Source organism: Mycoplasma sp. 1578d (genome assembly GCF_024582695.1).
GTDB lineage: Bacteria > Bacillota_I > Bacilli_A > Mycoplasmatales > Metamycoplasmataceae > Mycoplasmopsis.
Window position 1 is genome coordinate 645,509 of the sequence record NZ_CP102081.1, and the last position, 23,154, is coordinate 668,662.

At 31.0% G+C, this 23,154-nt stretch carries 18 protein-coding genes and 1 tRNA gene; 2 read left to right on the top strand and 17 right to left on the bottom strand.

The features are described from left to right. Positions 1-16: 16 nt before the first annotated feature. From NPA11_RS02580 to mnmA, 11 genes are read right to left on the bottom strand one after another with little or no spacing between them, the layout of a single operon-like run. A complete protein-coding gene (locus NPA11_RS02580; RefSeq protein WP_257043318.1) occupies positions 17-514 on the bottom strand; it encodes a dUTP diphosphatase in 498 nt (165 codons plus the stop codon). Positions 515-558: 44 nt separating this feature from the next. Further along, entirely contained in the window at positions 559-1,308 is a 750-nt protein-coding gene (locus NPA11_RS02585) for a class I SAM-dependent methyltransferase (RefSeq protein ID WP_257043320.1), read from the bottom strand. 15 nt (positions 1,309-1,323) lie between these two features. Then, positions 1,324-3,078, bottom strand: a complete 1,755-nt coding sequence (locus NPA11_RS02590) for a restriction endonuclease subunit S (RefSeq protein ID WP_257043322.1) — start codon at positions 3,076-3,078, stop codon at positions 1,324-1,326. A gap of 21 nt (positions 3,079-3,099) precedes the next feature. Continuing rightward, entirely contained in the window at positions 3,100-4,188 is a 1,089-nt protein-coding gene (locus NPA11_RS02595; RefSeq protein WP_257043323.1) for a M42 family metallopeptidase, read from the bottom strand. A gap of 32 nt (positions 4,189-4,220) precedes the next feature. Further along, positions 4,221-4,778, bottom strand: coding sequence for a hypoxanthine phosphoribosyltransferase (hpt, locus tag NPA11_RS02600; protein ID WP_257043324.1), 558 nt, complete (start codon positions 4,776-4,778; stop codon positions 4,221-4,223). Further along, a complete protein-coding gene (locus NPA11_RS02605) occupies positions 4,771-5,445 on the bottom strand; it encodes a deoxynucleoside kinase (RefSeq protein ID WP_257043325.1) in 675 nt (224 codons plus the stop codon). Before NPA11_RS02605 ends, hpt begins: the two co-directional genes overlap by 8 nt. A 44-nt stretch (positions 5,446-5,489) precedes the next feature. After that, positions 5,490-5,969: a transcription elongation factor GreA gene (gene greA, locus NPA11_RS02610; protein WP_257043327.1), complete on the bottom strand. Its 480-nt coding sequence runs from the start codon at positions 5,967-5,969 to the stop codon at positions 5,490-5,492. Between the two features lie 41 nt (positions 5,970-6,010). After that, positions 6,011-6,670: a BC85_0335 family putative methyltransferase gene (locus tag NPA11_RS02615; RefSeq protein ID WP_257043328.1), complete on the bottom strand. Its 660-nt coding sequence runs from the start codon at positions 6,668-6,670 to the stop codon at positions 6,011-6,013. Further along, positions 6,663-7,100, bottom strand: a complete 438-nt coding sequence (ruvX, locus tag NPA11_RS02620; RefSeq protein WP_257043329.1) for a Holliday junction resolvase RuvX — start codon at positions 7,098-7,100, stop codon at positions 6,663-6,665. Before ruvX ends, NPA11_RS02615 begins: the two co-directional genes overlap by 8 nt. Beyond that, on the bottom strand, positions 7,088-9,715 hold the full coding sequence (gene alaS / locus NPA11_RS02625) for an alanine--tRNA ligase (protein ID WP_257043330.1): 2,628 nt from the start codon (positions 9,713-9,715) through the stop codon (positions 7,088-7,090). The genes ruvX and alaS overlap by 13 nt, the downstream gene beginning before the upstream one ends. A gap of 8 nt (positions 9,716-9,723) precedes the next feature. After that, positions 9,724-10,836 carry a tRNA 2-thiouridine(34) synthase MnmA gene (mnmA, locus tag NPA11_RS02630; RefSeq protein WP_373457091.1) on the bottom strand — a complete coding sequence of 371 codons (1,113 nt, stop codon included), beginning with the start codon at positions 10,834-10,836 and terminating at the stop codon, positions 9,724-9,726. Positions 10,837-10,969: 133 nt separating this feature from the next. Between mnmA and ftsY the strand changes: the two genes are divergently transcribed. After that, positions 10,970-11,989 carry a signal recognition particle-docking protein FtsY gene (gene ftsY, locus NPA11_RS02635; RefSeq protein WP_257043332.1) on the top strand — a complete coding sequence of 340 codons (1,020 nt, stop codon included), beginning with the start codon at positions 10,970-10,972 and terminating at the stop codon, positions 11,987-11,989. Next, positions 11,982-12,218, top strand: coding sequence for a sigma factor-like helix-turn-helix DNA-binding protein (locus NPA11_RS02640; protein WP_257043333.1), 237 nt, complete (start codon positions 11,982-11,984; stop codon positions 12,216-12,218). Before ftsY ends, NPA11_RS02640 begins: the two co-directional genes overlap by 8 nt. Before the next feature lie 49 nt (positions 12,219-12,267). Here the strand turns inward: NPA11_RS02640 and NPA11_RS02645 are convergent, their stop codons facing one another. The 6 genes from NPA11_RS02645 to NPA11_RS02670 all read right to left on the bottom strand — a co-directional run bounded on the left by NPA11_RS02645 (position 12,268) and on the right by NPA11_RS02670 (position 23,149). Continuing rightward, positions 12,268-13,833 carry a hypothetical protein gene (locus NPA11_RS02645; protein WP_257043335.1) on the bottom strand — a complete coding sequence of 522 codons (1,566 nt, stop codon included), beginning with the start codon at positions 13,831-13,833 and terminating at the stop codon, positions 12,268-12,270. A gap of 174 nt (positions 13,834-14,007) precedes the next feature. Next, positions 14,008-14,084: transfer RNA gene (locus tag NPA11_RS02650), tRNA-Ile, on the bottom strand. A 57-nt stretch (positions 14,085-14,141) separates the two neighbouring features. Further along, a complete protein-coding gene (rpsI, locus tag NPA11_RS02655) occupies positions 14,142-14,540 on the bottom strand; it encodes a 30S ribosomal protein S9 (RefSeq protein ID WP_257043956.1) in 399 nt (132 codons plus the stop codon). A gap of 2 nt (positions 14,541-14,542) precedes the next feature. Then, positions 14,543-14,977 carry a 50S ribosomal protein L13 gene (rplM, locus tag NPA11_RS02660; protein WP_257043337.1) on the bottom strand — a complete coding sequence of 145 codons (435 nt, stop codon included), beginning with the start codon at positions 14,975-14,977 and terminating at the stop codon, positions 14,543-14,545. 179 nt (positions 14,978-15,156) lie between these two features. After that, positions 15,157-19,554: a DNA-directed RNA polymerase subunit beta' gene (locus tag NPA11_RS02665; protein WP_257043339.1), complete on the bottom strand. Its 4,398-nt coding sequence runs from the start codon at positions 19,552-19,554 to the stop codon at positions 15,157-15,159. After that, the gene (locus NPA11_RS02670) at positions 19,547-23,149 is read right to left on the bottom strand and encodes a DNA-directed RNA polymerase subunit beta (protein ID WP_257043341.1); all 3,603 of its coding nucleotides are present in this window, start codon (positions 23,147-23,149) and stop codon (positions 19,547-19,549) included. The genes NPA11_RS02665 and NPA11_RS02670 overlap by 8 nt, the downstream gene beginning before the upstream one ends. Between the last annotated feature and the right edge of the window lie 5 nt (positions 23,150-23,154).

Sequence of the window (23,154 nt, forward strand, 5' to 3'; positions counted from 1 at the left end):
TATACTATGATTTAGTCTAATAATTGTTTAAAATTCTTTGATAGTTAGTTTGGTTTTTAACAATATATCACGAACACAATTGTTCATATGTAAATCCAAGCATTTCAAAGGTTCCAATTGCAATCCGAAACGCATTATGTACAGTTTCTTTACAAGGATTTTGCATTATTTTAGTTAAAGCGATAAATAAATTTTGTAACTGAAGATTTAAATTGGATGAGCAAACAATGGGTTCAATTTGATGTGGAACATTATAACGATTAGAAAACGAAACTAAAAAGTGAACTAAATCAGCAAATTCTTCTAAAACTTTTTTGTTATCTATGTTTTTGTTCTTTTTTCAATATTTAAATGATTGAATTTCGTTAGCAAATTCTGAAGCTTCAACAATTAAGGCAATTGTTCCATTCATAATGATTTGATCTTCAGATAAATTGGGATCTGTATCAACTGATTTCTCTTTGATTTTTTCATCTAAATCTTTTTGCATCTCGAATATTCTCGATAAATTCATAAATATTATTATAAAGAATTTATCCGAAAAAACAACAAATAAGATTATTTTTTGAGTACATAATAATATGCATTATCTGAAAATTTTTTAGTTTGTTCGCTCTCTTGAGCGATTTGATCTCTTTTGGCAATAAAAATCGGTGTAGGTAAGTTAGCTTGTTTAATCATTAATAAAACATCACTTTTATTATAAAAACACAAAACTCCAGCCTTATCGTCGATATGATAAATTACATCTTCAGCTCTTCAGTTAGTATTATTAATTGAATCTCTTTGCTCTTGAATGTATTTTTGTTTAGCATCATCATTATCAACTTCATCAGCTGTAAAAATTAAAATTCCACCTTTTAATAGGGAATTTCAAGCACTTTGCAAAGCTTTTATTTTATTTTCGTGTCTAGGAATACACATTAATGAATTAAAAGTAAAAAAAGCTAGATGATAATAATCTTGTTTTAGAAAATGTGGCTGAGTTAGATCATCTTGATAAAAGTTGACTACTGCTTTAGGATTTGAAGATAAATACTTTTGTTTTAAAGATTTAGCCAGCTTAATTGATAAACGACTAATATCATAACCATCAATATTTAAATATCCTAATAATAGTGTATTAAAAGTAAATCTCCCTGGTCCACAACCTAAATCAGCTATTTTAATATTAAATTGATCTTTAAAGTATTTATTTAATAATGTTTCTTCGGCTTTAAGTAATCCAACATTAAAAATCGCTTCAGAATAATATTGAAGCGATTTTTGGGTCTCATAACTTCTTGTATATTTAAGTGTGTCTTTCATAATTAAAAGTGAAAATTATTTAAAAAAACTTAGTTCAGTTAAAAGTAAATTTCGATAATATTGGTATTGTTTGTTGACAAGCTCAATTTCGGCAGGTAAACCTTGATTTAAACTACTTGTTAATTGTTCAAAAGTATCAAGTATGTCTACTATTTTTTGTTGAGTTTGGATGTTTGGTAGAGTAATTTTTAAGTTTAAAATAGTTTCTCTTGCTAACATAGGGATTCCGGCACTATAAGATTTTTCTCTAATGATATATTCTTGATTTTTTAAAAAATAATAGAGATATTTATTTAAAAGTAATGATTCATCTTTAGTTTTTACTATGTAGCAATTTGGATTAGCTCAAAAATTAGTTTTTCGAAATCCTACATACCCTAACGAAGAACCAACCTGTGAAATTGTAATTGTATTTTTTTGCTCGTTATATCTTTCTGAAAAACCCATTGGTATGATTCCACTATTAAATACAGGGTATTGTCCTTTAATTAATATAAAGTCTTTATCTAGTTTTTTACCATTAGTTAAATTAATATATTTTTCTAATTCAACATAATTAATAAATTCTAAATTATTTGAAATTGTGTCAAAAAAGACAAAATTAATTAGTTTAATTAAATCAATTGTTCAGGTTTCTGTATCTAGGTTTCTGTCAACTGAAGACACTTCAAATATGTTGCTTACAAATGTTAATAATTTATTTCTATAATATTGATATTCTTTTTCTCTAATTTCAATTTCTGCAGGTAAACCAATATTGAGTTTTTCGCAAATTTGTTCAAAATTATCTAATACATCAACAATTTTTTGCTGAATTTTGAAACTTGGAATAATAATTTCTATATCAAAAATATAAGAGGAATAAATATTGGGTATTCCACCTGTTGATTTTAAAGAATGAATATATTCTTGTTTATTTTTTAAGAAATGAAATAAGTATTTTTGAAGAACAATTTCTTCATTAGCGTGTATAGTGAAACAATTTGAAGCATAAATTGGTGTATCTCAAAAAGCAACAAAACCAGCTCCTGCCCCAGATGAAGCTACTGTTATTGAATTTTTGTCTCTGTTTGGAATATCTGTATATTTTTTAACTTGTGTGCCACTTGATACTACAGGGTATTTAGTCCCTTCTGGAATGTCAATTTTTCATTGTCCTCTTTCAAATGAAACAACGTCTTTTAATTTTCGTCTTTTAATATCAGTTAAATAATTAGTGTTTAAAAGTTGGTTTCTATAGTATGAATATTGCTTTTTTCTTGCTGTTAGCTCGGCTGTTAGCTCGGCTGTTAGCTCGGCTGTTAGCTCTTGGGAATAATCAGTTAATAAATCAAGAATTTCAACTATTTTCTCTTGAGTTTTAATGTCAGGCAATGTAATTTTTAAATTTAAAATAGAATCCTCAGACAATGAAAGTAGAGTTACTCCAGACGCTTGGTTTTTAATAAAATTTTCTTGGTTTTTAAGAAAGTAATATAAATATTTATTTAAAAGAACTTCTTCGTTCTTTGGTCTTAAAATGTAACAATGAGCGCTTGCTCAAAATTTGGTTCTTTGAAAATCAACAAATCCTGCTGAACCACCTTGAGAAACAGTAATTGTATTTTCCGGTTCATTATATTCATCAAAATAACCAATAGGTGTAACACCTCCATTGATAACTGGATATTTTCCATTAGATATCATCTCATCTTTATTAAGTTGTTTACCTTTAGTTATTGTGATGTAATTTTCTAATTTAACATATTCTCTTTTTTCTAAATTATTCATAGTTATGTAAGTCTTTTTTAATTATTTACAAGATAATTCCTGATGTTTTTCTGGATTGTAGTTTTTAATAAATTCAACCATTAAATCAATAGTTGCTTGAATATCAACTAGTGAAGCAACTCCAATTGGACTGTGTAGATATCTTTGTGGAATTGAAATAGAAACTGTTTTAGTTCCGCCTTTGCCGTATTGAAGAACACTAGCATCAGTTCCGCCACCCATTGCAATATATTTATATGTCGGAATATTGTGGGTTTTAGCTAAATGCATTAACATTTCTAATATTTTGGGATCTGATAAAGTTTCTCCATCTTTAACAAGTAAATTTACTCCTTTACCTAGTGACGGAGTTCCTTTAATACATCCAGTTGTGTCGTGTGAAGCACCTGTATCTATTGCAAAAGCTACATCAGGATTAATTAAACTAACTGAAGTTTTTGCTCCTCTAAGCCCAACTTCTTCTTGAACAGTACCAACAATGTATAAATCTACATCTAAGTCTAAATCGGACACAGCATTAGCAATAAATTCAATTGCTGTTACTCCAGCACGATTGTCCATGGCTTTTCCACCAACTAGATTATTAGCTAAAATTACTGTTTCTCCTGAAAGATAGATTCGATCTCCAATATCAATACCTTCATCAAGTACTTCTTGTTTCTTCATAAAACCTAAATCAACAAAAAGTTCTTTTTCTTTTAGTGCTTGTTTTGCTTTTTCTTGTTCTAAAATGTGGATAGAAGTATGTCCAAATACTCCAGTATATTTTTTATTGGTTGCATTTGAAACTACAGTAACTTTAGTTCCAATGACTACACTTGGTCATACTCCGCCAATGCTTGAAACTAATAAATTTCCATTTTCTTCAATGCTCCGAACAATATAACCAACTTCATCCATATGTGCGGCTAACATTACTTTAGGTGCATTTGGATTTTTTGATTTTTTATAAAAAATCACTGAACCAAATCCATCTCTGCTTGCCTTGTAAGCATTACCTTTAATTGAGTTTTTAAGTTCATCAACTACTGGTTCTTCATAACGAGACATTGCTTCAATGTTCATATACACATTCAATCTGTTGAATAATTCTGTATATTTTTTATCCATATTTTTCCTTTAATTCTGGGCTTTAGTTTAATTTATTCATCCTTATCTTCAATATATTGTGGGTCAAAAACACCAATATAAGGTAAGTTTCTTAATTTTTCTTTATAATCAAGTCCAAATCCAACTAAAAATTCATCCGGAACAATAAATCCATAAAAATCAGCGTCTAATTTGGTTTTGCGATTGTGAGGTTTGTTCATCAGGGTAAGTATTTTGAGACTTTTTGGATTACGAGATAGTAACATTCCTTTGATTTTTGCAAGTGTAATTCCGCTATCAATAATATCTTCTATAATTAAAACGTCTTTGCCTTCGATATCAATGCTTAAATCCATAATAATTTTAACACTTCCACTTGATGCATGTGAACCACTATAACTTGAAGCGATTAAAAAATCAATTTGATGATCGACATTAACACTTTTTATTAATTGAGCTAAGAAAGGTACTGAACCTTTTAGCAATCCGACTAGGATTAAATCTGAGCTATTTTTATAAATCTCATTAACCCAATCTGCACATTTTTTGATATGTTCATTGATAAATTCTTGGTTAAATAAAACTTTTAATACTCTTGGATCTTTATTCATTTTGTGCTCCTGTTGTTTTTGTTTGTTTATAGTGATCGATTGCTTTGACTGCTTCTTCAAAAACTTCTTTTTCACTCTTGTCATTAGTATCGATAATGACATAATTTATTTTGTATTTTTTAACAATATAAAGAAAGACATTTTTATAAACTTTATAAAGTTCATTAAAATATCCTTCGTTTTGCTCATAGGTATTAATTTCAACTTCTCTTCCCCGTTTAAATAACCGTTTTTTAAAGTTTTCAAAACTAATATCTAGGAAAATTGTGAATTCTGGTAATTCCTCATTGCTAACAAGCTCGTTAAAGAGTGCTTTGTAAGCATTGAATGATTTTCTTGGATATCCTTTTAAATTAACTGAAGCAAAAACATAATGCTCAGCACTAAAACGATCCAGAAAAATAATGTGCTCGTCTTTATTTAGTTTTTTCTCTTCAAATTCTTGAAGAATTTTTCTTACACTAGCGGTGTGATTTTCAACAACATAAACTTGAAAACTCACATCAATGTTTGCTTTCTTTTCGTAAAATCACTTTAAAAAAGTATTGAATACAACATCATCTTCTTCGTATTCATTTAATAAAAGTGATTTTTTGTAATGCTTATGAAGTTTTTTTGAAAGTGTACTTTTTCCACTACTAATCATTCCAGAAATACCAATTAACATACCTTACCCCTTAAATAAAAAAACAAAAACCAAAGAATAAATCTTTAGTCTTCTTGTGTTACGTTCATAATTTCAACATTAAATTTTTGTTGAGCATCTACTTCAACTGCGTCACCAGCTTTTCTACCTAAAATAGCTACTGCTAAAGGACTTTTGTTTGAAATTTTATCTTCAAATGGATTAGCATCATGAGTCCCCATGATGGTAATTTTTTTAATTTCGCCAGTTTCCAGGAATTTCAGAGTTACAGTTGCCCCGATTCCGATTGAGGCACTGTGAGCATTTTCAATGATTTCAGCACGATCAAGAATTGATTCAAGTTCGTTAATTCTTCCTTCGACAAGTCCTTGACGATCTCTAGCTGCATCATATTCAGCATTTTCTGAAAGGTCGCCTTGAGCACGAGCTTCTTTAAGTGCATTTTGAACCGCAGGACGTTCAACATTAACTAGTTGTTCATACTCTTTTTTATATTTTTCTAAAGTTTCTTTTGCTAGATAAATTTTTTCGCTTTGTGTTGACATAATGCTCCTTTTTTATTTAAAAAATTATAGCAATTTTAACCCTATCTCTTAACAATATATAAAAATTTACTTTCTACATACGAAATCTCGTAAGTTAGATTGCTTTGCTTGATTAATTTAATAAATTTAATTAATTCTTTTTTGTGATAATTGCTAGTTAAAATCATCATCATTGATTCAGGTTGCAGAGCTGGAAAGAATTGATTAAATAAGTCTTCAAGTTTATAAGTATTGTTGAATACGGCAATAAAATTCAAGTTTTGTCCATCGTATTCGATTAGATTGCTTTGGTCTAATTCATTTGGATATTTTTCGATCAGTTCGAGGTATTTTGAATAAAAGTTATATTCTTTTAAATAATAAATTTTCCGTTTAGTTTTTGATGAAACAACTGATTGTAAAAATACATCTTTATTATCAATGATTAGAGTTGAATCAAAATCATTGACAAAGATAGTGTTAATTACTGCTTCAATATCATAAGGCTTATAATTATTTTTTAATTCATCTTTAAGATTAAAAGGTAATTCCCCTAAATCATTACGAAGTTTTTGTAACATTAAATAAGTTTGTTCTCGATCTTGAGCTAAATATTTTTCTTTAATCTTTTTTATTCTTCGTTTAAGTAAAAATGATGAAACTGCAGCTAAAATAATTACAACAATCATTGAACTAAAAAGAATTCATTGTGTGTTAGTCATGTTTTTCTCACTTGTTTTTGTAATATTGCAAATAATCATCCAAAATAATTTGAGCAGCTAATTTATCTTTATGATTTTTGCGTTTTTGACGAGTAAGTCCAGCTGCAATCATAATTTCTTGAGCTTTTTTGGTGCTATATTGTTCATTAATAAGAATAATTGGAATATCAAAATGTTGCTTTAACAATTGAACAAAATCTTCTACCATTAAAGTTCGTTCACTTTTTTGTCCACTTATTTTAAGGGGATAGCCTAAAATAAAACCATCAATAGAATACTCAAGTAAATATTGTTTGATTCTATTAATAACTGCATCAAAATCTCCCTCAGGCATTAAAAAGTTTTCTAATGAACTTGCAATAATTTCGTTTTCATCAGTAATGGCAAACCCACAACTTTTAATTCCTAAATCCATTCCTAGTTTTCTCATGATATTTTGGTTAATTGTTCGAGAATTATTTCTTTAGAAACTGTTAAGATACATTTACCCATTGCAAGTAAATTATTTCCTCCACCTTTTCCTTGAAAAAACTTGAAGAGTTGTTGAGCTATTTGATTTGCATTAAGTGTTTTTGAACCAACACAAAGCATATTACTTTGGTCATATCCAATGACTAAAGCTTGTGTGTGAGCTTCTCTAATAGTTGAAACAGAAGTTTTTAATGAACTGGTGGGTAATTCTAAAACATATACTTCTTTACCGTTAACTTGTGTACTTTGGAGATTTTCTAAATTAAGTGAATTAGAATTTTGTGCTTGTTTTTTTGATAATGTCTTATTATCTTCTTTAGCTTGTTCAATTGCTTGTTCTAGACATTGAATTTGTTTTTCTAAATCATTTTCAACACAACTTTTTGCTTGATAATTTGGGTCTAAGGCTTCATTTTTAACAATAATTTTGTCAAATTGTTCAGTTAATAATTCAACTTGTTCATTGAGATATTCATTAACAATTTTAAACGATGAGATAGCACGAATCCGGAAAATTCCAGCTGCTTTTTTCTCTACTGACACAATTTTAAAAGTTTCAAGCATTCCTGAATGCTCTAAGTGTGTTCCTCCACATAAATCGGCAGTTATTCCTTCAAATTCAACAATTCGAATATTTTTTGGATCCATATATTCAGCTTCTTCAAGAGTCATAATTGCACCCATTTGTTTAGCTTTTTCGGTAGTGGTTTGTAAATAATTACGTTTGGCATCGCGTTTAATGTAATCTTTAACTAAATTTTCAATCTGTGCAATGGTTTCTTTACTTGGTTTTTGATCGGCAGGAAAGTCAAATGTTAATCTTAATTCATTATTATCACTACTTAATTGCTCAATATGTGGACCTAAAATAGTTCTTAAAGCACAAAATAATAAGTGTGTTCCTGAGTGGTTTCTTTTTAACCCTAAACGAATTTGTTTGTCAACAAAACATTGAACAGGATCTTTGAGATTTACTTTTCCTTGTACTTTATGAATATGATTATTGAATTTATCTTTAAAGACATTTAAAATTTCAAGTCTATTCTTCCCTTGAATAATGTATCCTCGATCGTGTTTTTGTCCACCACTAGTTGCATAAAAAGGTGTTTGTTCTAAAATTAAGTAACTAATTCCTTCATTTTCTGATAATTCATGTTCGCTGGTAAGAATTTTAAGAACTTTGGTACTTCCTTCTTCAAAATCATAACCAATGAATTTATCAAGTTTTTGATCAATGAGAGAAAGTGAATTAATTACTTTATCCATTCCAGCAATTTTTGACCCTTTCGAGACTTCTGAATGTTGTTCTTTAGCTCGGTTATATCCATTCATATCTACTTGAATATTTTGCTCAGCCAAAATTTCAGTGGTTAGTTCAATTGGAAAACCATATGTCTCAAACAATCTAAAAGCAATTTCTCCCGAAAATAAGCTTTGATCGTGATTAATATATTGTTCAAGTAATTCTCTTCCGCTTTCAATAGTTTTTGAAAATAAGATCTCTTCTTCTAGAATGACCTTTTCAATATGCGGAATATTATATTCATATGGCAGAGTGCTTGCAATCACAGCAACTAATTTATATAAAAAGATGTTTTGTTCAACTTTAAGTTGCATTGCTTTGTGCACTGAACGACGAATTAAACGTCTTAAAATATATCCACGTCCGACATTTGAAGGTTTAGCTCCATCATTAATGGCATTAACTACAGTTCGCATATGGTCTGCAATTACTTTAAAATAAGTATTAATAGTGCTTTGTTGTGAGTCATTGATAAAGTAATTATCAACTTGATATTTATATGGAGTATATTTTTCAATTTCGTGAATAATTGGTAAAAATAAATCAGTATCAAAATTAGTTGGTGTATCTTGTAAAATCGAAGCAATCCGCTCAAGTCCAGCACCAGTATCAATATTTTTTTGATTTAATTCAGTGTAATTGCCTTCACCATCAGAGTTATAAGTTGAAAAAACAATGTTTCAAATTTCAATATAACGGTCATTCTCGATATCTTTTTGAAGTAATTCAATTCCGCGCGAATCATATTTTTCACCACGATCATAGAAAATTTCTGTGTTTGGACCACAAGGACCTGAACCTACTTCTCAAAAGTTAGTTGATTTATCTCCTGGAATTAAACGATCTTCACTAAATCCATGTGACATTCACTCGTTTTTAGTTTCTAAATCCTCATAATAGTAAGTAAAATAAAGTTTGTCTCGATCTAATTTAAGATCATTAACTAAAAATTCAACTGCAAAAGCAATGGCTTCTTTTTTAAAGTAATCTCCAATTGAAAAATTTCCTAACATCTCAAAAAAGGTATGATGACGGGCGGTGATTCCAACATTTTCAATATCATTTGTACGGATCGCTTTTTGCGAGTTAGTTAATCTTTTTGAAGGGGGAATTTTTTTACCTGAAAAATAATCCTTTAAAGTGGCTACTCCACTATTTATCCAAAGCAATGATGGGTCTTTTTCGGGAACTAAGCTTTTTGAAGGAACAATAAAGTGCCCTTTTGATTCAAAAAACTTTAATCATCTATCTCTAATTTCGCTTGTTTTCATGTTTACCTCTAAATGAATGTGAGTTTTTGCTCGTCCATATAAATTTCTTCAATTATCGCTCCACCAATACATTTATCCCCATCATATAAAACCACTTGTTGCCCTGGGGTGATTGCTTGTGCTTTTTGCGGATAAAAAACTCGAATATTGGTGCCATTTATTTGAATATGTGCTTTAATATCAGCTTGACGATATCTAAATTTAACAGTTATATTATTAGGATCATAATCTAAATTGTTTAAATTGAGATTACTTGCAATTAAATTATTTGATTCAAGTCATTGAGGTTGGGATGCTGGGGCCACATATAAAATGTTTTTTTGCACATTGTGGCCACAGACATAATAAGGTTCACTCATGCCGCCTAAATTCAATCCTTTGCGTTGTCCAATAGTGTAATAAAAACAACCCACGTGTCTTCCGATTTTTTTATTAGTAGTAATATCAACAATATCACCATCTTGAGCTGGGATGTAATTTTGTAAAAATTGAGTAAAATTACGCTCGCCAATAAAACAAATTCCAGTCGAATCTTTCTTTTTGGCTGTAATTAAGTCTAATTTAGCTGCTATTTCTCGAATTTGTTCTTTTTCTAAATCAGCTAAAGGCATAATTACTTTACTCAGTTGTTCAGTGCTTAATTGAGCTAAAAAATAAGTTTGATCTTTGTTTTGGTCCTTGGCTCGATATAAGTGGCCATTTTTAACTTTAGCATAATGGCCCATGGCAATATAATCAGCTTTTAGTTGATTGAAAGCATAATTGGCAAAAGAATCGAACTTAATATGTTTATTGCATAAAATATCCGGATTGGGAGTTCGTGCTTTTTTGTATTCATCAATGAAGTTTTCGAACACTTTATTTCAGTATTCTTGAACAAAATCAACCCGATGCAATTTTATACCAAGAGCTTTAGCAACTGCTAGAGCGTCATTATAATCTTGTTCTTGAGGACAAATATCTTGTGAAATTTTTTCATTACCGAGCACGTCATTGTTTAAAATGCTATCTCAATTACGCATAAATAAACCTTCAACTTGATACCCTTGTTGTAAAAGTAAGTATGCTGCAACTGAAGAATCAACTCCTCCGCTCATTCCGATAATTACTCTTTTTTTCACAATTTCTCCTTTAAATAGTTATATTCTTTTATTATATTATTTTTGTTCTTTTTTTAAAAGAATAATGCGATAAATCGCAATTATTCATCATTCATAAAACCAAATAAAGCAATTAAAATGGTAAAATACAAACATGGGATTTTTTAAAAATTTAATCAATAAAGTATTTTCAAAAAATAGCGATTCCAAAAACTTAAAAAACCTTGAAGCAATTAATTCTTCTAAATTAGAAAAATACAAAACTGGGCTTTCAAATGCAAGTAATTTTGGAAAACAATTATTAGAATTACAAAATCGCTACAATCACATTGATCAAGAGTTTTTTGATGAACTTGAAGAGCTATTAATTATGTCAGATATTAATGCTTCATTAGTGTATTTAATCATTGAAAAAATTAAGAACGAAGTTAAAACCAATAATATTGACGATCCAAAACTAATCGGCGAAATTGTTGCTGATCAAATGTTTGTAGTTTACACAAATAACAGTATCACTAATACAACTTTAAATTATCAACAGGGGCGCTTAAATGTTTTTGTTTTTGTTGGTGTAAATGGTAGCGGAAAAACTACATCAATTGCAAAGATAGCTCATCGATTTGTTAGTCAAGGTAAAAAAGTACTCATTGCAGCTGGCGACACTTTTCGAGCTGGAGCAGTCAATCAACTTGCTATTTGAGCCGATCGAATTAATGTGGATATTGTCAAACCTGATAAAGAGGGTGCTGATCCTGCTTCAGTTGTATATCAAGCTATGCAAAAAGCTAAAGAACAAAATTATGATTTATTAATTATTGATACAGCAGGTCGTTTACAAAATAAAATTAATTTAATGAACGAATTAAACAAAATGATTGGCATTATTCAACGTTTTGAACCAAGTGCTCCTCATGAATCGCTTCTAGTTCTAGATGCAACTAATGGTCAAAATGGTTTAGCACAAGCTCGAGAATTTAAAGAGGTAGCTAATTTAACTGGAATTATTTTAACTAAAATGGATGGAACTTCTAAAGGTGGTATTGTCTTGTCCATTAAAGATGAATATCAACTTAACGTAAAATTTTTAGGTCTAGGTGAAAAACTTGATGATCTTCAAGAATTTGATTTAGAGTTGTTTATTTATCAAATGACTAAGGATTTAATCAATGTCTAAACAACACAAAAAATCATTAGATAATATCGCTAAATACACACTATTATACGAGAAATATGGTTTTTTACTAACTAAAGTACAACGTCAAGCTTTTGAATTATATTTTTATAAGGATTTGTCCTATGCTGAAGTAGCTTTGATTTTAGCTACTACTCGTTCAAGTGTTTATGATGCAGTAGATAAAGCGTTTAAGAAACTTAATAAAATTGAAAGTCAAAAAGAGAATTAAAAAAGTGCTAGGCACTTTTTTTATATTTTATTAAATGGTTTTTTCTAAATTATTCCTCTGGTTGTTGGTCTTTTTTATTTCTTTTAAAGAAAATAATTAATAATCCAACTAATACTAATAAGGTTGAAACTGCCCCAAGAATAATGTATTCATAATATGTAGGTTTAGGGTCTTCTTGATTTAATTTGGTGAATTGATAATCACGCTGGCTAATTTCGAGTGCTCTTGAGTATTCTCTAGGTACATTTGAAGAAACACTTTGAATTTCTTTAGCATCAGTGCTTAATTTGGTTAATTGATCTTTTGCAAGTTTAAGAACTGAATTAATAGAATCTTTATTTTCTTGTGGTAAGCTACTTGAATTTAAAAGTTCTTTTAATTTAGGTTCATATTCTTTAAGGTTTTTTTGTAAAGTTAGCATTTCATCATTAACAGGCTTGATCATTCCTTCGAAAACTTTAACATCACTAGGATCTTGAGATTGATCAGCTTTAGTTTTAGCTAATTTAGCGAATTCTTGTTTTTGTTGATCGTTTAATCCTTTTGCATCACTTATAACTTCATTATAACCTTGGGTTTTGTCGTTTTCGGTTTTAAGTTCAGTGTATACACTTGAAAGTGTTTCAATATCCTTCTTAAGTGAGTTTGGATCTTTAAAGTATTTTTCTCCAACGTTCACATCTTCTTTTGAATCAAGAGCTACAACTAATTTGTCATAGTCTTGTTTCAACATGTCTTGTTTATCTTTAGGAAGAAGAGTGTTATCAAGAATTTTATTAACGTTTGATTTAAGGTCTTGGTTTTGGTCTACGAATTTTTGCACTTCAGCACTTGCTGTAACTAATTCAGCCACATTTGAATCAGCCATTAAGATTAATTCAACGTGTTCAGATTTGAGTTTTGGAGTTGAACTAGCTAAATCAGCTTTTGAATCTGTTAAAAGTTTATTTAAATATGAAGTAATAACTGAGTTAACAGCAAAGTGGTTTTTCTTGTCTAAAATATATTCAAGAATCGAAACAACTCCTTTTGTATATACATCAACAAATTTTCTAATAAGAGGTTGTACAGCTTCTTTAGTTTCGAATGTTGTGTTTGTTTTAGTTGTTTCTTTAAATGCTTTATCAGCTTCAGTTTTTGATTCCATTAATGTAGTTTTGTATGATTTAGCATTTTGTTCATCTGATACTTTAGTTTCAAGGTGTGTTGATGATTTTAATTTATCATATAGGTCGCTTGAAGCATTTTGGAATAATGTTAACATTGCACTAGCTAAACTATTAGCTTGAGCAAGGAATTGATCAATTTGTTCGCTTGTAACACCTGCTGTATCGGCTTTTGTCTTATAAATTGAAATTTGAGCAGGAGATAAAAATGGTGTAACTTTATCTGTTTTTGCAAGTTTATCAATCATTGATTTATATTCAGTTTTTTTGGTTTGCAACGCTTGATCTACAGTGGGGTTTGTTCCACTTTGGTTAGTATTTGGAGTAGGTGCTGCTTGTTGGTTGGTATTGTTGTTTACATTTGAAACTTGTGCAGATACACCTAAAATTGGAGCTGAAACAAGTGCCATTGAAGATAAAATCAATAATTTATTTTTTAACTTTTTCATAGATATCCTTTATATAAATAAGTAACTGTATATTCTAAATAATATAATGATGTTAAGTTTACTTTTAATATATTATAGAATATTTTTTGAAAAATATAAGCAAAAGTAGTGATAAAAAGATAATAAAAAGCAGAAAAAAATCTGCTTTTTATTAGGTCAAATAAATGATTGAAATGGTGCGAACGAATGGACTTGAACCATCGACCTCACGATTATCAGTCGTGTGCTCTAACCAGCTGAGCTACGCTCGCAAGTGTATTCCAATTATACCGTATTTTTGCGATATAAAAGGAAAATATTATATAAAATTAACGTTTTGAGAATTGTCTTGCACGACGTGCTTTTCTAAGACCAGGTTTTTTACGTTCTTTAGCTCTAGCGTCTCTAGTAAGCATTCCGGCTTTTTTAAGAACTGAACGATAATCAGCGCTCGCTTCAAGCAATGCCCGTGCAATTCCAAGTCTAATTGCTCCAGCTTGACCACTAAGACCTCCACCGGCTACATTAACAGAAACATCAAATTGTCCCATAGTTTCTGTTAAAACGAATGGTTGATTTGCGTCTTTGAGATAAATATCAGAAGTTAAATATTCTTTTGCTTCACGTTTATTGATTATAAATTTACCAGCTCCAGGTTTGATAATTACACGAGCAACTGAAGATTTTCTTCTTCCTAATCCACGGTATTGTAATTGATCTTTTTTCATCATTATCTAACCTCTAATTTTTCTGGATTTTGGGCAACATGTTTATGTTCTGGACCTGCGTAAATAAATACATTACGACGTTGTTTGTTCCCTAATTTTGTATGTGGAAGCATTCCGAAAATAGCTTTTTGAACTATTGCGGTAGGTTTTTTAACTCTCAGTTTAGCGGCATTAACGCTTTTAAGACCACCTGGATAACCAGAGTGTGAATAATAAATTTTATCTTCTTCTTTTTTAGCTGTTAAAATAGCTTTTTCAGCATTAACAATGATGACATTATCTCCCATGTCGGCATGCGGTGTGAATGATGGTTTTGTTTTTCCTCGAAGCACTGAAGCAACAAAAGCAGCTAAACGACCTACAACTTGACCTTCTGCATCAACAACGTATCATTTTTTGTCGGCTTGTTGGGTATTAACAATTGTTGTTTGTCTCATTTGATCCTCCTACGTTAATTTTTGGAATTTATTTCGGTTGTATAAATTGCTTTTTAATTATAACATAAACACAAAAAACACAAGGACTTTTTAATTACTATTATTGGATTTTTGTTTATTTAAATAATTAAATATTTTGTGTCCAAAAAACACCATTTGGTGTTTTTTGAGTTTAAACATTATTCTTCAATACCATAGTCATAATCTATTGTATCAATATTTGAATCATCTTCAAAAAGTTCAATTTCTTCTAAGTCTTGTGAATAGAACATATTATCAACATCGTAGATAATTTCTTCACTCATTTGTTGATCAGCATCGTTCTTATTAGTAAAGTAACTTTTTGGATCACGAATATCATATTTAGATTTAGGTTCATAATTTGAATTAGTTCCAGCTGGAATTTTGTATCCTAAAATAATATTTTCTTTAAGACCTTTAAGGTAATCAACTTTATTTGAAATTGATGAATTAACCAGAATTTTCGCAGTTTCTTGATATGAAGCTGCTGCCAAGAACGAATCGCTAAGAAGTGGTGTTTGTTTTGCCCCTTTGATTTTAACTTCACCAAAGGCTGGACGTTTACCAGCGGCAATTAAACGACCATTTTCTTTCTGGTACACAAAGCGATCAACTAAACTTCCAGTGAAGAAATCTGAATCTCCTGGATCAGTAATAATAATTTTTGAAAGCATTTGGCGAATAATAATTTCAATATATTTATCGGCAATAGCAATCCCTTGAAGGCGGTAAAGTCTTTGAACTTCTTTTAACAGATAGTTTTGCACAGCACGTGTATCGGCCTTTTCAAGAAGATCATTAATAATAATTGGTCCTTCAACAATTTTTTGTCCAGGAATAACCTCATCACCAACTTTAACTCTAAGTTTTTGTGACACTTTAACTGCATGTGGATGTATTTCTAAGAGACCATCTTTATTTTTACTTTCAATTTCCACAAGTAAGGTATCTGAATCTTTTCCTGAACTATCTTTAGCTGGTTTGATTGATTTAACCACTCCAAATACACGTGAAATAACGGCGGGACGACCTCAAGGGAGATCATAAGCATCAATGAGCTCAATTAAACGACCGAATCCACCAGTAATATCGGCCACCCCAGCAACCCCTCCAGTGTGGAATGTACGCATAGTAAGTTGAGTCCCAGGTTCTCCGATTGATTGGGCAGTAACCACACCAACAGCTTCACCAATGTGTACAATTCTATTAGTTGCTAAATCTTTACCATAACAACGTTTACATACCCCATTACGAGTATGACATGAAAGTACTGAACGAATTTCAACTTCAGTTTTACCGTGTTTATTAACAATATTATTGGCAATTTCAGGAGTAATTAGTGAGTTGGCACCAATGATAATATCGCCGTTTAAATCATAAATTGGACGGTTGGTAAATCTACCTTCAATTCTTTCGATTAATGACTCAATAACTGTATCGGTTTTAGTGTCTTTAATATCTTTAACTACAAATCCAAAATCACTTCCACAATCTTCTTCGCGTACCACAATTCCTTGTGCCACGTCAACAAGTCTTCGAGTTAAATATCCAGATTTAGCAGTGTTAAGAGCTGTATCAGTAAGTCCTTTACGGGCCCCGTGAGTTGATGAATAAAACTCATATGCAGTAAGTCCATCTAGGAATGATGATTTAACTGGGATTTCCACAGTTGAACGAACAACCCGATCATTTTCAGCATCAGCCTTAAGCACTTTGGCATTATTGTTCATTAATCCACGCATTCCAGCAAGCTGAGTAAAGTTTGATGCATTTCCACGAGCTCCAGAAGTAAACATCATAAAGAGTGGATTTTCTAAGTCTGATTTAGTAACTTCTTTTAAATCCTTTTCAATTGATTCTTTGACTTGAGTTCATTTTTGAATGGTGAGGTTATAACGCTCATCATCAGTTAAATATCCACTAGCAAAGTATTTTTTCAATTGTTCAACGTACTCTTCACCTTCTTTAATTTTATCTTGAGTTGTTGGTAGAGTAGTGATGTCATTCATGGAAATAGTAGTTCCTGAAATAGTTGAATATTTAAATCCTAAATCTTTAATATTATCTAGAATTGAAGCTACATAGTTTGAGTATCTGAATCAGACATTTTCAAGTAATTCAGTGTAATGTGATAAATTGAGATCAGAATCACGAATTTGTAATTTAGCAAAATATTTGAATTTAATTTTTTCAAATTCTTCTTGAATAAATTTATTAATTAATGAAGCATGTGAAGTCGAAATATCTTCGTTTTTATAATCTTTTAAGCTTGCACATTCTTCAAATTTATTTTTGTAATTATTTTCTTTAACAGTATCCAAAACACTAGCTATATCTTCAATAGTAACCACCGCTACATATTTTTCGTACACTCAACGAATAATTTTAGCAATATCTTTTTTAACTAGTGAATGGTTAGCTGGAATTAATTTAATTGCATCTCTAAAGTTAGTTCCGTATTCAAAAGTATATTCGTGTAAAACGTTTTCAGAAGTATGAATTGATTCCGTTTCCTTAGTTTTTACTTCTCCATTAACATTTTGTGAAGTAACTGTAACACGTTTACCGAAAATAAATTCAAAATCGCTTGGAAAAGCTTTGTTTAAAATGAATTTTCCAACAGTTGAGACAATATATGGGCGATTAGTTGAATTGAGAACTGAAATTTTGTCAATTGCTTCAATTGGAAGTACTACTCTAGTGTGTAAAGTAATAAACCCATTTTCATAGGCATTAACCATATCATTATATGTGGCATAAAAATTACCTTCACCCTTTGCTCCGGCTTTTTCAACAGTTAGGTAGTAAAGCCCTAAAATCATATCTTGCGAAGGGTTAATAATTGGTTCACCATCTCTTGGTCCTAGAATGTTTTTTGAAGCAAGCATTAACTCTTTAACTTCACGAACAGCTTGTTCAGAAATTGGCACGTGGACAGCCATTTGGTCCCCATCAAAGTCAGCGTTAAAAGCTGTGGTAACTAATGGGTGTAGTTTAATTGCTTTTCCACGAATAAGTACTGGTTGGAATCCTTGAATTGAAAGACGGTGCAAGGTTGGAGCACGATTGAGTAATACCGGACGTCCTTCAATGGCTTTTTCTACATAAGGTCAAATAGTTGGGTTTAAACTTTCAACCAGTTTTTTTGCTGATTTAACGTTTTTAACGCTTTCTTCAGATTTAATAATTTCTTTAATAATTCATGGCTCAAATAATTTAGCGGCCATATCACGTGGAATTCCAACTTGGTACATTTTCAATGTTGGACCAACAACAATAACACTACGTCCTGAGTAATCAACACGTTTTCCGAGTAAGTTTTGACGGAAACGTCCTTTTTTTCCAGTGAGTGCATCAGAAATGGATTTAAGTGGATGACCATCTTTTGATGAAACTGGTGAAGGTTTTTTTCTTGAATTATCAATTAAAGCATCAACAGCTTCTTGAATCATCCGATACTCATTTTGTTTAATTAACATTGGAGCATCTGATTCATCTCATTTAGCTAAACGATTGTTTCTAATAATGATCCGACGATAAAGTTCATTCACATCACTAGTTGAGTGTCTTCCTCCATCAAGCTGAACCAAAGGACGTAAGTCAGCAGGAATTACTGGAAGATTATAAATTAACATATTAGTTGGTTTTTGGCCTGATTTAATGAACGAATTAATAATAGTTAATCTTTTATAAAGTTTTGAACGATCTTGTAAACTAGTGGTTGAAAAGTTAGGTGAAGCGTTAATTTCGTCAATTTTACTTTGGACTAATTTAGCCTCAGCTTCTAGATTAATATTTTTAAGTAAGTATTCAATTGCTTGAGAACCAGTTCCAATTTTAGCATCAGAAAATTCATGAATAATATCATTATATTCATAAAAATCAATTCCATAATCTTTACCCATTTTTGAAGAAGCATATTCTCTCAATTCTTCTAAAGCAGTATAAATATCTTGATATTCATCGCTATCTTTATCTCATTGACCAAGCATTTCCATTAAAGCGGCTTCATAAATAGTGGCTGCTTCATTAATGTTAATAATGGTATTTTTCTTAAGTGATTTTAAACTTCCGCTCTCAAGGACAATATGTGATTTATAGTAAATTAAGTTTTCTAAATCAGTTTTAGAAACCGGTGTATTTGAATCAGCGACTCTAAGCCCTAAAAGTTTAGCAATAATTGAGTGATCGATTTTAAAAAATCAAAAATGAACTACGGGATTATGCAATTTAATGTGCCCCATACGAGTTCTACGAGTGATTTTAGGGAGAATTTTTGGTTTGTATTTTTCACAAGCTGGGGTTTTGGTACAGTTGGTATTTTCGTCGCTTTTTTTGTATTTAGTTGAACATACTGGACATTTATAATCAGTGGTTGGACCAAAAATTAACTCATCAAAAAGACCGTCTTTTTCTGGTTTGTATGATTTATAGTTAATTGTTTCAGGTTTAGTTACTTCACCATGTGATCAGCTTAACACATCTTCGTTGGTAGCCAGCGAAAGAGTGATTTTATTTAGTAAATTGTCAGTTCTTTTGTCTGTAAAATTACTCATAACTTTCTCCTGCAACTTCTAAGTATTGATCGATTTTTTCTTCTTCGTTTTTGTCTTGCTGTGATAATTCAAGCTTCATTCCTAACCCTTTAAGCTCATTACTTAAAACGTTAAATGATTCAGGAATTCCTGGACTCGGAATATCTTTATTATCTGAAACAAGTGCACTATATAAAGCATTTCTTCCTGAAATATCATCTGATTTGTAGGTTAAAATTTCTTGAAGCACATTAGTTGCTCCGTATGATTCAATGGCTCATGTTTCCATTTCCCCAAATCTTTGCCCCCCGTTTTGGCTTTTTCCTCCAAGTGGTTGTTGAGTAATTAATGAATATGGTCCAACGCTACGGGCGTGCATTTTATCATCAACCATGTGGTTAAGTTTGAGCATATACATGACTCCAACTGAAATTGGTTTATCAAATTTACGACCAGTAATTGGATCAATAAGAATTTGTTTCCCTGTTTTTTCTAAACCAGCTTCAACAAGAGCATCTTCAATATCTTTCTTTTTAACTCCGTCGAATGAAGGAGTAACGAATTTTTCTCCTAATTTACGAGCTGCCATTCCAAGGTGAAGTTCAAGAACTTGACCTATGTTCATCCGTGAAGGAACCCCCTGAGGGTTAAGCATAATATCAAGTGGTGTTCCATCCTCAAGATATGGCATATCTTCTTCGGGAAGTACGATTGAAATAACCCCTTTGTTTCCATGGCGACCAGCCATTTTATCACCGACTTTTATTTTACGTTTTTGGGCTACTGAAACTTTAACAATTTTGTCAATTCCATCTTCGAGTGCATCACCTTTTTCACGTGAAAGTACTTCGACGTGAATTACAGTTCCATTATGTCCGTTTTTAACTTTAAGTGATGTATCCTTCACATTTTGTGGACGTTGTTGTAAAATTGCCATTAACAATTTTTCTTCTTGAGTTGGATTGTCTTCACCTTTTGGAGAGACTCTACCAACTAAAACATCTCCGGCAACAACTTCAGATCCAACACGAACAATTCCTTGTTCATCTAAATTACGAATTGAATATTTAGATACATTAGGAATATCATCACGAGTTAGTTGATCTTCTCCAGCACGCGAAGATCTAAATTGAATAGTTTGTTCTTCAATATGAATTGAAGTATACACATCATCTTTAACAAGTCTTTCGTTGATAATAATAGCATCTTCAAAGTTATATCCGTTTCAAGTGGTAAATCCAACAAGGACGTTTTTACCAAGAGCCATCTCTCCGTCTTTAAAGCTTGATCCATCTACTAATAAGTCACCTTTTTCAACTTTTTGTCCAACTTGAACAATTGGTTTTTGTTGAATAATTGTCCCTTGATTTGAACGTTCAAAGTTTCTAAGGAAGTATTTGTCAGTCACTCCTTTTTCTTGTTTAACATGAATTCTTGATCCATCAACTAAGGTAACTTCTCCAGCGTTTTTAGCTGTTAAGTTGTATGAAGAATATTTTGCAATATCTGCCTCAATTCCAGTTGCTACATAAGGAGCTTCAGCCTCTAGAAGTGGTACAGCTTGACGTTGCATGTTCGAACCCATCAGTGCACGGTTAGCATCATCATTTTCAAGGAAAGGAATTGCTGTAGCAGCTAATGAAACAATTTGTTTTGATGAAACCTCAATAAAATCAACATCAAGAGGTGTACCAATAATATAGTTGTAGTCTTTTCTAATAGTTAAAGTTGGCGAAACAATTCGATTATCATCGTCAACTTTAACAGAAGATTGTGCAAATGCGTACCCAATTTCTTCAGCAGCAGTTAAATAAACAGGCTCACTGTAATCAACAATACCTTCTTTAACTCTAAAGTAAGGAGTTTGTAAAAAACCTAATTCATTAACTTTAGCAAAAGTAGCATAGTTAAGAATCAGACCAATGTTTGGCCCTTCAGGTGTTTCGATAGGACAAATTCTTCCATAGTGAGTTGAGTGAACGTCCCGAACTTCAAATTGAGCAGTATCACGGTTAAGACCTCCAGGACCTAGCGAAGTCACTCTCCGTTTATTTGATACTTCCGAAAGAGGATTGATTTGATCCATGAATTGTGAAAGTTTTGAAAGGTTGAAGAAAGTTTTCATCTGATTGGTAACTAGTTTATTATTGGTAACATTTTTACCAGTTACTTTTTCAGGTGATTTAGCCCCCATTCTTTCACGAGTGGTTTTTTCTAATTTAGCAAAAGCTACTGAAAGTTGCCCTTCAAGTAATTCTCCAACACTAACAATTCTCTTATTAGTAAGTGCATCAGGATCATCATCTTGCCCAATTCCTTCAATTAAGTTAAAGTAGTAATTAACTACAGCAACAATATCTGAAATTAATAAGTGTGGTTCAGTTGATTTAGGATCATTTCCAATAACTAGAACAGGATCGTTTGGTTTTTCCTGCATTCATCTTTTATTTGGATACACTTTAATTTTGGCGATTTTGTTTCTTTTTGAAAGGGTTTTGCTATTTTTAAGTAATTTGTGGTAAACGTGTTCCACATCAATTCCAGGAATAGTATCTAAAGATAAAATACCTTCTTTAAATGCTTCTGCAATTTGTTTAGCTATGTTAATTGTAATTAAAGTGTTTTTTGGATAAAGAATTTCACCAGCTTTAGTTTTAACATCTTGAGCTAAATAAGTATTGGTAATACGATCAACAACAGAAAGTTTATTGTTGAGCATATATCTACCAGTTACTGAAAGATTGTACCGTTTTTTGTCAAATAAAATTCCAGGTAAAAGGCTCTTTTTAGATTCTTCAGAAATCCGATCTCCTTTTCTGAGTCCTCTGAAAAGCTCTTCTTGACATAAGTCAATAAGTTCTTCTTTTGAAATTTCGTTATTTGAAACTAATTTATTTTTTCTAATAGTTTCTTGTAAAAGGTCACTATTTCCAAAAAGTTTTACAATTTCTTCTTGACCCAAACCAAACGAACCTAAAAATGTTCCCAAGTTAACATTTTTGTTTTTGTCAATTTTAACTTTAACTGTATCAAGTGTGTTTGAAGTGGTTTTGTGCGAAATTTCAATTCATGAACCAATTCTTGGTAGCACTTCAACTTTATTAAAAAGGTCATCAGATTGTTTATTTCTAACATTAAGTCCAAAGTATGCTCCAGGTGAACGGATAAGCTGTGAAACGATCACTTTTTCGCTTCCATTGATAATAAAACTTCCACCAGAAGTCATATATGGAATTTCACCAATTAAAACTTCATCGGTATTAACCTCTCCAGTTCCAGTTATTTCACGTTTTAGTGTGACATAAACTTTTGCTGAAAAGTTAATTCCTTTTGATTTACATTTTTTGATCTCTTCACTTTCTGAAGTAGATTTTTTAAAAGGTAGCTCAACACGCAAGCTCCCTTTCAAATAATCAAGTGAAACTTGCTTGTTTGCAGCTTCAATTGGATAAATTTCCAATAATTGTTCGTTGATTTTTTTGGTCATGAACAAATGAAAACTCTCTTTACTGGTCGAGAGAATATCTTCAACAGGGAGAGAATGTTTAGTGATAGAATAATCTCTTCTTAATGTTTTAGGTCCAAACTTACGAATTTTGTAATTTTTTTGACTCATAACTT